The sequence below is a fragment of the Bacillus sp. ISO11 genome (genome assembly GCF_003458115.1).
Classification (GTDB): Bacteria; Bacillota; Bacilli; order Bacillales; family Bacillaceae_G; genus Bacillus_A; species Bacillus_A cereus.
On record NZ_QXCO01000004.1, the window covers coordinates 39,778 to 53,166 of the forward strand.

Consider the following 13,389-nt stretch of genomic DNA (forward strand, 5'->3'; position numbering starts at 1 on the left):
TTGAAAATAGAAGGCGATGATTTTTCACATCAAGCATTTTATTTTGCCAAAGATGTATTTTCATCGCCTTCGCTGCTTTATCTATTGATCTTCTGATAATACTGTTTTTGCAATACCAGTATCTAACTCTTCAAAGTCATGATATGAAATTGTTTCGTATAATTCACTTCTCGTTTGCATATTAGAAAGTGCATCTTTTTGAGAACCTGTTTCTTTAATTAAAGCAAACACATTTTCATATGCTTTCGCTGCAACGCGAAGTGAAGTTACAGGATAAATAACCATTTGGAAGCCCATATTCGCAAATTCCTCTGCACTATAATATGGAGTTTTTCCGAATTCAGTCATATTCGCAAGCAAAGGTGCATTTACCTTACTATTAAATAGACGGAATTCTTCCTCTGATTGAAGCGCTTCAGGGAAAATTGCGTCTGCACCTGCTTTTACATATGCATTTGCTCTTTCAATTGCTTCATCTAATCCTTCAACGCCGCGAGCATCAGTACGTGCTACAATGTATAAGCTCGGTGCAACTTCTTTAATCGCTTTAATTTTTTGAACCAATTCTTCTGTAGTAACAAGTTTCTTACCATTTAAATGTCCACATTTTTTTGGTAATTGCTGATCTTCAATTTGGACAGCTGCTACTTTCGCTTCCACCATTTCTACAGCTGTTCTCGCCACATTTAGTACACCACCAAATCCTGTATCAATGTCAACAAGAACAGGTAAGTCTGTAGCTCTTACTAAATCTCTTGCTCTCTCAGCCACTTCAGTAGACGTCACGATACCTAAATCTGGTAAGCCTTTACTTGCAGTATAAGCAGCTCCTGATAAATAAAGAGCTGAAAAACCTGTATTTTTTGCAACAAGAGCTGCCATTGCATCATGAGCACCTGGAATTTGCAAAATTTCATTTGCTTCTACTAAAGCTCGGAATCGATTCGCAAGCTCCTCTTGTGTTGACTGCTTTTTCACAACCCAAGCCATTCTAAATTCCCCCTATTATTAAATTAAGAATAGATCTACAAATTCGTTTACATTCATATTTTCTAGTTTTTCTTCATTTAAACAAACTTCATGAATTTGTTCTTGTTGCTTACTAGAATAATGACCTGCCATATTTGCAGTGAATTTTTGAACAACTTTTGGAATTGCTTCGTCTCTACGGAAGCGGTGACCAAGTGGATATTCACATTCCACATTTTCTGTTACTGTGCCATCTTTAAAGTGAACTTGAACAGCGTTGGCGATTGAGCGCTTGTTCGGGTCAAGGTAATCTAAACTGTACTGTTTGTTTTCAACAACAACCATCTTATTACGTAATTCATCTACACGTGGATCGTTTGCTACTGCATCTTCATAATCGTCTGCAACGATATCTCCTTTTAATAAACCAATTGCCGTAATGTATTGTAAGCAATGATCACGATCAGCTGGGTTATTTAATGGACCTTCTTTATCAATAATACGAATTGCTGATTCATGAGTTGTAATTGTAATACGGTCAATTTCATCTAATCTCTCTTTAATTTCCGGATGCAACTTCACTGCACATTCTGCAGCCGTTTGTGCATGGAATTCTGCTGGATATGACACTTTAAATAATACATTTTCCATTACATATGACTCTAGTGGTCTTGCTAATTTTAATTCTTGTTTATTGAATAATACATCTTGGAATCCCCATCCTGGCGCAGATAATGCTGTTGGATAACCCATTTCACCTTTTAGAGCAGTCATTGCAAGATGAACACCGCGGCTCGTTGCGTCACCTGCAGCCCATGATTTACGTGAGCCCGTATTTGGAGCATGACGATATGTACGAAGACTAGAATTATCAATCCACGCATGTGATAATGCATTAAAGATTTCTTCACGTGTTCCGCCAAGCATTTTCGCAACTACTGCAGTTGTTGCTACTTTTACATATAATACATGGTCAAGACCAACTCTGTTTAAGCTGTTTTCTAAAGCAAGCACGCCTTGAATTTCATGTGCTTTAATCATCATTTCTAATACTTCACGTACTTTTAAAGCTTCTTTTCCTTCTGAAATACGAACACGGCTAATATAATCTGCAACTGCTAAAATTCCGCCTAGGTTATCAGATGGATGTCCCCACTCTGCTGCAAGCCAAGTATCGTTATAGTCTAACCAACGGATCATACATCCGATATTAAATGCACCTTTTACTGGATCTAGTACATAAGACGTACCTGGTACACGTGTACCATTTGGCACGATTGTTCCTGGCACAACTGGTCCTAGTAATTTCGTACATTCTGGATATTGCAGTGCTAAAATTCCACATCCAAGTGTATCAAGTAATACGTAACGGGCTGTACTGAATGCTTCTGCACTAGTAACCTCTTTATTTAATACATAATCGGTAATCTCTTCTAATAATGCATCTTTTTGCTTAATTTCATTTGTTTTAATCATGCTATCCTTCCCTTTCTGTCGAAAATTCGTTATTATTAATGATGGGTGTCGGTCAAACACCCATCTGGCGGGCGGCGCTAACAACTCCCCAGTTGTTCTTATTTACTAAGTACATGTCGCTCGCCAATATAATTTACACGTGGACGGAACAAACGATTATTTGCATGTTGCTCAATAACGTGCGCACATAACCCCACTGTTCTAGAGCTAAAGAAGATTGGTGTGTAAAGTTGAATTGGAATACCTAGCATCCAATATACTGGAGCTGCATAATAATCAAGATTTGGATAAATTCCTTTTTCCTTCTCCATAATCTTTTCTCCAGCTTCACACATTTCATATAGTGTATAATCACCTTTTACATCACATAACTGTTTTAAAGCTTCCTTCATCATAAGTGCTCTTGGATCCATCTTCTTCATATAAACACGGTGTCCAAAGCCCATAATTTTTTCTTTGTTATATAGTTTCTTCTGTAATAACTCTTCAAATTTCTCAACATTACCAGCTTCTAAAAGCATGTACATAACCGCTTCATTTGCACCGCCATGTAAACTTCCTTTTAAAGATGCAACTGCACCTGTTAAAGCACCGTATAAATCTGATTGTGTTGATGCAATAACGCGAGCTGTAAATGTAGAGTTTGGCATTTCATGCTCACTATATAAAACAAGGGAACGATCAAAGATCTTTTCCTCAAGTTCAGTTGGTTTTTTACCAGTTAACATATAGAAGAAATTCGCACTATAAGATAATTCTTTAAGAGGTTCAATTGGCTCCTCATTATTTAAAATATGATAGCTATTCGCTACAATGTTTGGCACTTTACTTAACAGCTTGTACCCTCGGCTTTTATTCACTTCTAACGAGCGGTTTTCGATATCATTATCGTAACCAGCTAACGCTGACACACCTGTACGTAATCCATCCATGGGATGCGTCTCTTTAGGCAATGCCTTTAGTACGTTGAACACACCTTCTGGTACTGCATATTCTTCTTTTAATTTCTTTTCAAGTGTTGCTTTTTCATCTTCATTCGGTAGATGTTCCTCCAATAAAAGGTGCACAATGTCTAAATACTCTTTTGTTTTTGAGAGTTCGATTAAGTCATACCCTTGAATTACAATTTCACCTTTTACTGTGTCAAGAAACGAGATTTTCGTCTCCGCTGCCACTATACCATCTAATCCCGGGGAAAATTTCTCTTCAGCTTTCATCATTATTTCCTCCAATCCTAATAGATCTTCGTGCACATAACTGTAAGCCTTTACAATATTGTGAAACTACATTTCTATTTCAATGTATCAGAGTTTTTAGAAGATTTCAATTTATTTTATAATGATAAGTTTCCTACACTTTTCTTACTGTAACAATACAATTTTTTGAAAATAATTCTTATATTTTATAAAGAAAGGATAGACTTCTTTGCGTATTTTCAAAAAACAAAATATAAAGATTTTTCATATAACACCGCCAAATATACAATTATTCTAATTTTATTTGAGAAATAGAAAAAACGAGCTGTACATAAATACAGCTCGTTACTATATGATATTTATTTCACTATCTCTTAAATATAATTTTTATATAAAACTTATTCATTTTTAATAAAGTTATTATTTTACATAATTAAATTGAATTTCTTCCATTTCCTCATGATAACTTACAAATAAATCATAGTTTTGAAAATACCAAAGATCATCAGAATCTACAAAAAATATAATACCTTCCTTCTCAACTGACACTATTTCGCCATCGGGTTTCTCAGCAACAACCCCTAAAGAATATCCGGGCTGAATTGAACTATCCCCTCCGTACCTTACAGTAAAACGTACAGATTCACCGTGCTTTATACGTAATTCTTCCTGGAACCATTGCAGAGCTTTACGATCAATTGAAATTCTCATCTTTATTCCTCCAGTTTACGCAAACTCTTTTTTTCCTAATCGTTGTTTTACAAAGAAGACGAAAATAATTAAGGCTATCAATGCTGAAATTGCACTCCCTGAAAATAAAATACGATAACCAAACATTTGTGAAACAACTCCAAGTAAAATAGCACCTAACCCGATTCCTAAATCAAACGCTGTAAAAAATGAAGCATTTGCAACTCCTCTTTTACTCGGATCGACAATTGTAAGCATTGCCGCTTGCAAAGCTGGCTGCGCTGAACCAAATCCAATACCGTATAATGTTGCTGCGATAATTACACCTATCAAACCATTTGAGATAGTTAAAACAACTATAGCTAAAATAGTAATACATAATGCTGGAAGTATGATGAATACTTCTCCATACTTATCTAATAGTTTCCCTGAAATTGGTCTTACAATTGTTAATGCAATTGCATATCCAAGAAAGAAAGTTCCCGGGTTTACATGAATTGATGATGCAAATAACGGTAAAAAGGTTGTTATTCCTCCATATGCAAACGATAAAAAGAATACTACAATCGTGATTGTTAATACGGATTTCTCAAATAGCTGAATTTTCCCTTTTTCTTTTTGTGGCGTAAATGGGATCTTCGTTATTAATGATAATACAACTGCCATAAAAGATAACAACGTCGCTAATAAAAATAGACCATCAAATGAATAATTTTGCACAACCCATAATCCAATCATAGGTCCAATCGCCATTGCAATTGTCATCGCCATCCCATACCAACCCATACCTTCACCGCGGCGTGAATCTGGAATAATATCCGTTATTGCTGTTCCAACAGCTGTTGTAGAAACAGCCCATGTTACTCCGTGAATAACACGTAAAACAGCTAAAAGGACAATAGTCGATGCTATATTATAGGAGTACATCGTTAAGCCAAAAAAGATGAGTCCGAAAATAATAAAGGATCTTCTACCATATTGATCTAACATTCCTCCAATAATCGGTCGTATTACAACAGCAGCTATTGTAAACATCCCCATCATAAGTCCAACTTGCGATTCATTGCCACCTATCTCTTTAATAAAGAGCGGGAGCGTTGGAACAAGTAAATAAAATCCTGTAAATAAAAATAACATTGCGAAAGTCATTTGAATAAATGATTTCGTCCATAATCGTTCCATAAAAATACCTCCATACACTCGTAAAATATTACGATTAACACCCTCATTGTATATTTTTTTTATCTCTTTTCCCTCCGCAAATAGACGTATCTTTTCATATTAAATAGTCCACCATCAGCTTACATTAGTCTTAAGACTTTGTACGCATGTTTTAAACGAAAGTCCTATATATGTACCTTTATACGTGTGAAAAGAATATACTAATTTATTAACTCAACTTAGGAGTGAATATTTCATGTGGGTATTATTAAGAGTAACTGCCGTAGTTCCTTCGACTCCTGGGATACATGTTCCTGCAGTTCATACAGCTAGCTCCGATGTAGGAATTGAACTTCCCGCAACTTGGCAGCAATATCAAATTCCCGGTCAAGTTACCCCATCATTTTGGCATCATGGTACACACCCCAGTAGTACTCCCATTCATAGCCATAGTTATCCTCCACTACCTCCGACTCAAGTCTTTTATCATTTCCCTTCAATTTTTTTCCAAAATTTTCATGGTACGTTTAACATTTAATAGCTATCACTGTATTACCCCTACATTTTAATAAGGCGAACCTTTAATCCAGTTTCAACATAACAAAGTCGAATTCCTTAAATAAGAAATTCGACTTTTTAATTGTTTTCCAAACTAAAGTAACCGTTAAAGAAAGACATTTATTAAAGATTTGAATATAATTTTTACTTATTTAATACTTTATATGATTCATCATAGTTAGTCCCTTTGCGGGATAACCAACACATACCATCATTTGCAAGTAGACTTTTCTCTCTTTACGTTAATTCACTCTTTTTCTTCTATCTAGCCCTTAACATTACATTTTCTGTAGCAAAATGAAAAAAGCACTTAAGATTGTAATTTTCACAAATCTTAAGTGCTTTTTAATATTTTTTATAAATTTTTCTTATTGTCCATTATTGGCAGGAACCTCTCCTGCATTTCCACCATTATTTGGTTGTACTGTTGCAGGTGGGGTTGGAGTTCCTTGACCTCCATTATTATTCGCTGGAGGTGTCGTTCCTTGACCTCCTCCGTTATTTGCTGGAGGTGTCGTTCCTTGGCCTCCTCCGTTATTCGCTGGAGGTGTCGTTCCTTGGCCTCCTCCGTTATTCGCTGGAGGTGTCGTTCCTTGGCCTCCTCCGTTATTTGCTGGAGGTGTCGTTCCTTGACCATTTCCGTTATTTTGTTCATTTTGTTTCTTTTCTTCTTCTTGTTTCTTTTGCTCTTCTAGTTTCTTTTGTTCTTCTTGCTTCTTAAGTTCCTCTTGTTTCTTTTGTTCTTCTTGTTTTTTCAGTTCTTCTTGTTTCTTTAATTCTTCTTGCTTTTTCTCTTCTTCAGTTTTTTGCTGTTGATCTTGTTTTGGTTGCTCCGTTGTATCCGGTACGCTAGTATTTGGCGATGAATCACGTTTTTCACCTTTTATACGTAGCTCACTACCTTCTTGAATAACACTACTTGGCATTTTAAAGCGTGATTTATCTGTAGCCATTTCGCTCATCATTTCTTTAAAGATCAACTGTGCAATTTTCGTATTTTTACTACTAATATACTCGTCTTTACCATCTTTCATATACCCAGTCCATACTGCCATCGTATATTGCGGTGTATATCCAGCAAACCAACTATCACGAGTTGCACTTTCTGGAATTTTATATTGAGCTAATTGCTTTGATGAATAGTTTGTCGTACCCGTTTTACCAGCTACATCTAAAGAGCCTACATTTGCCGATGTACCAGTACCCGATGTAACTACAGAACGAAGCATATCAGTAATCATGTATGCGGTAGAATCTGTCATAACTTGTTTTGGTTTTTGTCCAAAACTTTGTGACTTACCGTCTGGATAAACGACTTTCTTAACAAAATGCGGTTTCGTATATTTACCTTCATTACCAAATGCCGCATAAGCACCCGCTATTTCAGTTGGCGATACTTCATTTGTACCAATCGCTGTTGATTCCGTCGGTGCTGTATTAAATGTAATACCTAGTTTCTCAGAGAATTCTTTTGATTTACTAATCCCTACTTCTTTTGCAGTTTTAATTGCAGGAATATTACGCGACATTTTTAATGCTTCACGCATCGTAATTGGACCCATATGACTTCTATCTGCATTTCGAACTTCTTGACCCGTTGAATACTTAAATGGAGAGTCATCGATTTGATGATACGTAGCCCATTTTAAATATTCAATTGCAGGAGCATAGTCGAAAATTGGCTTCATCGTTGAACCAGCTGCACGATCTAATTCAATTGCCATATTATGCCCTTTAAATACAGCTTTATTTTCTCCACGGCCACTACCTATAGCACGAACTTCTCCTGTTTTCGTATCCATAAATGTGAATGCACCTTGGAATTTATCGTTTGGATAATCAATGATATTATTATTTAAAATATTATCAGCAAGTTTCTGTGCTTTCGGATCTAACGTTGTATAAATTTCTAAACCGTCAGAACCAATATTAGCATCTGGCAATTCTTTTTCTACTTCTTTCACAACTGCATCCATAAATGCAGGGTATGGCATTGTTTGTAGTTGAGCTGCAGGCTTGAGTCCCTTTTCTACGTCAACTTTTATTGCTTCTTCCATTTCCTGTTTTGTTATATATCCATGTCGATTCATTAAGTTTAGAACAACATTTCTTCTTTCTGTTGCTTTTTGAACATTTTCTTTTTTCGTTGGATCATAGTTATTCGGTGCTTTCGGTAAACCTGCAAGCATCGCAACTTCTGGTAATGTTAAGTCCTTCAATTCTTTACCATAGTAGTTTTGTGCTGCTGTTGCGATACCATATGAACGATTACCTAAGTTAATTTTATTTAAGTACATCTCTAATATTTCATGTTTTGAATACTGTTGTTCTAGCTTATAAGCTAAATATATTTCTTGCGCCTTACGCTTTGGTGTTTTATCCATAGATAAGAAGTAGTTTTTAATAACTTGCTGCGTTATCGTACTTCCACCTTGAGAGCCATAATCTCCTTTAAGACTCACTAAAACAGCACGGGCAGTACCTTTAAAGTCTACTCCGCTATGCTCATAAAAACGTGAATCTTCTGTCGCTAAAAATGCATTTTCTACTAATTTAGGTATTTGATCATACGTAACATTCGTCCTTTTTTCTTTTCCATATTCATATACCAAATCCCCGTTTTTATCATAAATTTTTGAGGATAACGGATTAACAAGTTTTGCTTTTTCCAGTTTTGGTGCGTCCTTAATCATTACGAAAAAGGTAGCAACCCCCGCCACTAAACCTACAATACCAAGTAATAAACAAGTAATTAAAAACTTGCGGAAAAATGATGTTTTACCTTTTGGTTTTTGTGTTTTAGAAGCTGGTTGTTTTTTCTTTTTAACTTGTCGTCGCTCCTCGCGAGAACGATAATTTTCTGACATGTTACTTTCTCCTGCCTTTCAATTCTCCCGTTGATTTAATTAAAAATATTGAGGTCACTTTCGTAAATACGTTTAGGCAAGAAAGTGTACTGACCTGGAGCATTCAATATTTTCCTAATTCACAGATTACAAATTTTAGAATGGCTCTTATACATACTATTTTCACTTCTAATTTTCTAATAATGCTGCCCCTTTTAGCATAATAATGAAAGAAGTGAATTTTTATTACCTCGTATAAATAATATACCTTTTTTTCAAATGGTCAATATTTTCTTATTAATAAATCAAAGGTGAAATAAAAATAGCATATCGATATGAACTTCGTGTGAACTTACTTATAATTACGTATAACCAATATTAAATATATTGAATATAGGTATAATACCTCTTTAATTATAAAGATTTCAACACCACAATACCGTTACCTACAAAGAATTATTAAAAATGAAAAATAAGGAGTTGCATAATAATGAAGCTATCTCCGGTTACCTCAAAAAATATAGTTGCTGTTGGTTATAATCCTTTTTCTATGATTTTGCGAATCCAATTAAAGCATGGTATGTATGATTTCTTTAATGTACCAGAAAGCATTTATACTGGCCTATTACATGCACAATCTAAAAGTTATTATCATAATACTTACATTAAAAATTCTTTCCGCCACACAAAAATTTAAACTTAACACCCACTAAAAAAGAAAGGAGGTTAATCCTCCTTTCTTTTAAAAACATTTGGCAGATGAATTATCTTCGATTTCTCTTATTAATTTCATCATATGCTTGAATTTGTTTTTTCAAACGCTGATCAGCTTTTTTATCATGCACTACAAGAATTGCGTGTATAACTCCTGGAACCCAAAATATTAATGTTAATATGAAATTTATGATTGCCTGAATTGGTTTTCCACAAAATAATACAGCAACAGGTGGAAGAAAAATTGCTAATAAATACATCATCCCTTGAAAACTCCTTATTTTGTATTTTATATATCACTTTTCAAAATATACGCAAAAAAACCTACTACCATTTTAATCTTAACCTGCCTCTAAAATCAATGTATCTCCTTCTATTTATATAAGTATTTCAGACTTTTCATTGTTTTCTAGCCTATTTTCTTCCTCTATTGCAGTTATTCCAATTGCGGAAATTAACGTTCCTATCGCTTGTATCCAAATACCAATGAGTGCAATGATTCTCTCATCCTTCTTATCAAAAATACTATCTTTATTTTCTTTCTCATCTTTCAATACATTTAAAACACCTTGATACGCTTGTAATCCAGCTCCTAAACTTTGCATGGAGTTACCCAGTATAATAATTTTCTGTAATACATTTATATCCACCAAAGCTGCTTCTACTCCTAAAAAAGCACCAATCGATTGTAAACTGTTCCCTGTAATGATAAGATAATCATTTTCTTTCAATTGTTCATTTATATTAAAATATATTCCTATTACATTTGATATATTTCCTAATGCTAATAACTCAATTCCTATTTGATCAAGTAATTTACTTTGATTCTCTCTTTTTTCTTCCCCATCATCATAATTGCTCGCAATGATTTGTAATATATACCCGAGGGCTTGTAATGAGCTTCCTACAATAACAAGTTCCGATTCAACTTTCTCTTCTCCAATAAATCCTCTTGTCGTTCCAATAGCAGCTGTAAGATTCCCCCCTACTTGAAACCATGCCCCTGTCACTTTTAAACTGCTTGGATTCATTTTTATCACCTATTCAAATATTTTCTAAAGCTTTCAAAACAAACAAATCTCACCCTTAATCTTTTATTTTATTTTTCAGATGTAATTTTGTGAATGATCTAATGTGCTACTAATATAAAAAGCACCTTAAAGGTGCTTTTTATACGCATGCTGGGCATGTCAATGAATCTCCATTTTTATCTATTGTTATATTCAATATATATTCAATTGCGTTATGTGACCAAGTTTCAGGTGTAGGCGATTCATTTATATATTGTGGCGCACATGACTTCAGCATTGGAGTACTAATACTCCCCCCAGGATCTAAAGCAACTACAGCCATGCCATGGGGTAATTCCAGGGCCATAGATTTAGTGATACCCTCAATTGCAAATTTCGAGGCACAATATGGCGCAAGCTCAGCTTCACCTTCTCTCCCCCAACTAGAACTTATATTAATGATAATTCCTTCTTTCCTAGCTACCATTGCGGGAACAAACGCTCTTATTACATTTACTACACCATTCACGTTTACATTCATTACATTTTCGAATTCTTGAGCCGTAATTTTCCAAAGTTGTGCATTTTGATTTACAATCGATGCATTATTTATTATCAGATCGGGAGCCGTATGTCTATTAAATATATAATTTGCCCAGTTATTAACTTGCTGAGAATCTGAAACATCAATTACTTGGAAATCATGTATTTTACTGTACTGTTTTTTTAGTTCTTCAATTTTATCTTTTGAACGTCCACAACCATATATGTTCCACCCTAATTCATGAAATCGATCAACCATCGCACGTCCTAACCCTTGTGTCACACCTGTAATAATTACAGATTTACTAATTTCTTTTCGCTTCATTTCTCTCATCCTCCTTCCCTATATCTTACTCTCTTCATTTTTATTCAGCGATTTACTATAGTATCAACTCAACTCATACTTTAGTAATGGTTTTGATATTGCATACATAAGTAAAAAAGTAACCATCATGGTTACTTTTTGCTATATATCTAAAAATTCATTGTTTATTTCATTATTGTTTTTACATTTAAACTTCTCTTTTCCACATTTCTCACACCGGTAAATATAAACTACACCTAATGTACCTTTTTTTAAAATCCTCATTATCCTGCATCTTAATAAAAATATATTTATGTTTACAATGCGATTCACCCAAATAATTTTTAAACCACTTTTTCAACACAACACATTCCACCTTTATGATAGAACCTTTATTTAGCTGCTTTATTATATACTTTTATTTAAATGTTCAATCTCATCTTGCAATTTTTTAAATTGCTCAAAATGCATGGTAATAGATTGGCTACTACCATAATCAACATTTTGTTTCACTAATATAACACCCGTATCATGAAAAAGCGCTTCAAGTTCTTTCCTAATAGACACTTTCGCAATATGGGCTGTTTTAATTGCAGATAAAATTGCAATTTCATTAAACTTTAATTTTATTTCATTTGGACAAAATGCGTCTTCAACTAATATAACTTCATTACTATAAATTAATGCAACAAGATTACTTGATTTGGCATCTGTTAAATCAACTTTTTTCATAATATCTTTCATTACATTTTGCCTCCTTTATTTTCATATATATCAATTATACAAATTTTTTTAAAAAATTACTCAACTTTATTATATTAATTTTAACACACTTTTATTGAAATCCACGCTCCAAACGTTTTACTATTCCACAATTTTTATTGTATGAACCATCTGAACTATAACTCCATATAGTAATGTTAACAACTTATTATAAAGCAGGTGAAAATTATGCCATCAGTTGTAGGAAATTTAGTTGTACAAAATAGCAATGGATCATTTAACTTAGGTGATTTCTACAACGTATCTCCGAAAGAAAATACGAAAGCTTATAATGGTTCCGGCGCATCAAACGTTGGTTTTGTTGTTAATACTTTTAGCGGTGTTAGCGCGACCAATACATTTGATTCTGACCTTGCAGATCAAAACCAAGTGGGTACAGCCTAATCTTATGTTCAACTTTCTGTATAGAAAATTTTAATTTGTCTATACTATAATCAGGCTGTTTGACAGCTCTTGTCGATTTTGGAGTACCCTATCTTTTTCTCCCTTTCCCTGGGGCTCAGCAGCTAGCACGAAGCTAGCTGCTTTTTCTTGTATTATTTGTCTCATAAATCAGAAATAAAAGAAGCTGCCATTTAATACTCAGCTTCTTTTACGTTATTTCAATAATATCCATAGCGTTAAATACGTAAGTTTTATAAAAAGCGTCTGTACAAATTACAATTTGTTTTACCGGATTGATATGTACAACAGTCATGTAGCTTGTTAGTATGTAACCATCTTCAAAATATGTTACCAATATTTCTTTCTCAGACAGTAATGACGTTAATAATTTATCAGAAATTCTCTCTTTTGCTTCATTTGTTAAAAGCGGTTTTTGTACTTTTAATTTCTCTCCAATAATCTTTCTCATATTTAAAAGTTGTTCGGACATTACTGTAAACGGAACCCACTCTCTTTCTTCTTTTTGTATCTTTACATCGTTCATTTTTTATCTCCTTGATCATTTATACATTTATTTAGCCATACTATCCCTTAGTTATTTTTAATACTTACTAAACTCGAATTTACTTCTAAACTATAATTAGGTTACTTCTTAAAAGAACATTCGTTCTTATTATACACGAACTTACGTTCTTTTGAGAAGAGCCATACTTATTATTTCTTAACAAAAAACATAATTTTATTTATCTCCATAC

The 13,389-nt window shown here is 34.0% G+C and carries 14 protein-coding genes and 1 pseudogene; 3 read left to right on the plus strand and 12 right to left on the minus strand.

Annotated features, from left to right (window positions below; all coding sequences use genetic code 11):
- Window positions 1–81 precede the first annotated feature (81 nt).
- From prpB to D1166_RS05380, 5 genes are all read right to left on the minus strand, one after another.
- A complete protein-coding gene (prpB, locus tag D1166_RS05360; RefSeq protein WP_000312639.1) occupies window positions 82–990 on the minus strand; it encodes a methylisocitrate lyase in 909 nt (302 codons plus the stop codon).
- Between the two features lie 18 nt (window positions 991–1,008).
- Window positions 1,009–2,445, minus strand: coding sequence for a 2-methylcitrate dehydratase (gene prpD / locus D1166_RS05365; protein ID WP_000598123.1), 1,437 nt, complete (start codon window positions 2,443–2,445; stop codon window positions 1,009–1,011).
- A gap of 98 nt (window positions 2,446–2,543) precedes the next feature.
- Complete coding sequence (gene mmgD, locus D1166_RS05370; RefSeq protein WP_001987369.1) at window positions 2,544–3,665, minus strand: citrate synthase; 1,122 nt, start codon at window positions 3,663–3,665, stop codon at window positions 2,544–2,546.
- A 396-nt stretch (window positions 3,666–4,061) separates the two neighbouring features.
- Entirely contained in the window at window positions 4,062–4,352 is a 291-nt protein-coding gene (locus D1166_RS05375) for a HesB/YadR/YfhF family protein (protein WP_001222842.1), read from the minus strand.
- A gap of 15 nt (window positions 4,353–4,367) precedes the next feature.
- On the minus strand, window positions 4,368–5,513 hold the full coding sequence (locus D1166_RS05380; protein ID WP_098221086.1) for an MFS transporter: 1,146 nt from the start codon (window positions 5,511–5,513) through the stop codon (window positions 4,368–4,370).
- A gap of 235 nt (window positions 5,514–5,748) precedes the next feature.
- On the opposite strand from D1166_RS05380, the gene D1166_RS05385 reads away from it, so the two are divergent.
- Window positions 5,749–6,030 (plus strand): hypothetical protein, encoded by a 282-nt coding sequence (locus D1166_RS05385; RefSeq protein ID WP_000270088.1) that lies wholly within the window; start codon window positions 5,749–5,751, stop codon window positions 6,028–6,030.
- Between the two features lie 388 nt (window positions 6,031–6,418).
- Here D1166_RS05385 and D1166_RS05390 read toward each other — a convergent pair whose 3' ends face one another.
- The gene (locus D1166_RS05390) at window positions 6,419–8,917 is read right to left on the minus strand and encodes a transglycosylase domain-containing protein (protein ID WP_001293942.1); all 2,499 of its coding nucleotides are present in this window, start codon (window positions 8,915–8,917) and stop codon (window positions 6,419–6,421) included.
- A 469-nt stretch (window positions 8,918–9,386) separates the two neighbouring features.
- Between D1166_RS05390 and D1166_RS05395 the strand changes: the two genes are divergently transcribed.
- A complete protein-coding gene (locus tag D1166_RS05395) occupies window positions 9,387–9,593 on the plus strand; it encodes a KTSC domain-containing protein (RefSeq protein WP_000777843.1) in 207 nt (68 codons plus the stop codon).
- Between the two features lie 67 nt (window positions 9,594–9,660).
- Here the strand turns inward: D1166_RS05395 and D1166_RS05400 are convergent, their stop codons facing one another.
- The 5 genes and pseudogenes from D1166_RS05400 to D1166_RS05420 all read right to left on the minus strand — a co-directional run bounded on the left by D1166_RS05400 (window position 9,661) and on the right by D1166_RS05420 (window position 12,211).
- Window positions 9,661–9,873, minus strand: coding sequence for a YqaE/Pmp3 family membrane protein (locus D1166_RS05400; RefSeq protein ID WP_000990218.1), 213 nt, complete (start codon window positions 9,871–9,873; stop codon window positions 9,661–9,663).
- A 114-nt stretch (window positions 9,874–9,987) separates the two neighbouring features.
- Complete coding sequence (locus D1166_RS05405) at window positions 9,988–10,641, minus strand: DUF6944 family repetitive protein (RefSeq protein ID WP_001070041.1); 654 nt, start codon at window positions 10,639–10,641, stop codon at window positions 9,988–9,990.
- A 139-nt stretch (window positions 10,642–10,780) separates the two neighbouring features.
- Window positions 10,781–11,488, minus strand: a complete 708-nt coding sequence (locus D1166_RS05410) for an SDR family oxidoreductase (protein WP_097856171.1) — start codon at window positions 11,486–11,488, stop codon at window positions 10,781–10,783.
- Window positions 11,489–11,629: 141 nt separating this feature from the next.
- A pseudogene (locus tag D1166_RS05415) lies at window positions 11,630–11,831 on the minus strand (hypothetical protein).
- Between the two features lie 44 nt (window positions 11,832–11,875).
- Window positions 11,876–12,211 carry a hypothetical protein gene (locus D1166_RS05420; protein ID WP_000651906.1) on the minus strand — a complete coding sequence of 112 codons (336 nt, stop codon included), beginning with the start codon at window positions 12,209–12,211 and terminating at the stop codon, window positions 11,876–11,878.
- Window positions 12,212–12,418: 207 nt separating this feature from the next.
- On the opposite strand from D1166_RS05420, the gene gerPF reads away from it, so the two are divergent.
- A complete protein-coding gene (gerPF, locus tag D1166_RS05425; RefSeq protein WP_001141569.1) occupies window positions 12,419–12,634 on the plus strand; it encodes a spore germination protein GerPF in 216 nt (71 codons plus the stop codon).
- Window positions 12,635–12,842: 208 nt separating this feature from the next.
- On the opposite strand, the gene D1166_RS05430 is transcribed toward gerPF, so the two are convergent.
- Complete coding sequence (locus tag D1166_RS05430) at window positions 12,843–13,178, minus strand: YolD-like family protein (RefSeq protein ID WP_001999741.1); 336 nt, start codon at window positions 13,176–13,178, stop codon at window positions 12,843–12,845.
- Between the last annotated feature and the right edge of the window lie 211 nt (window positions 13,179–13,389).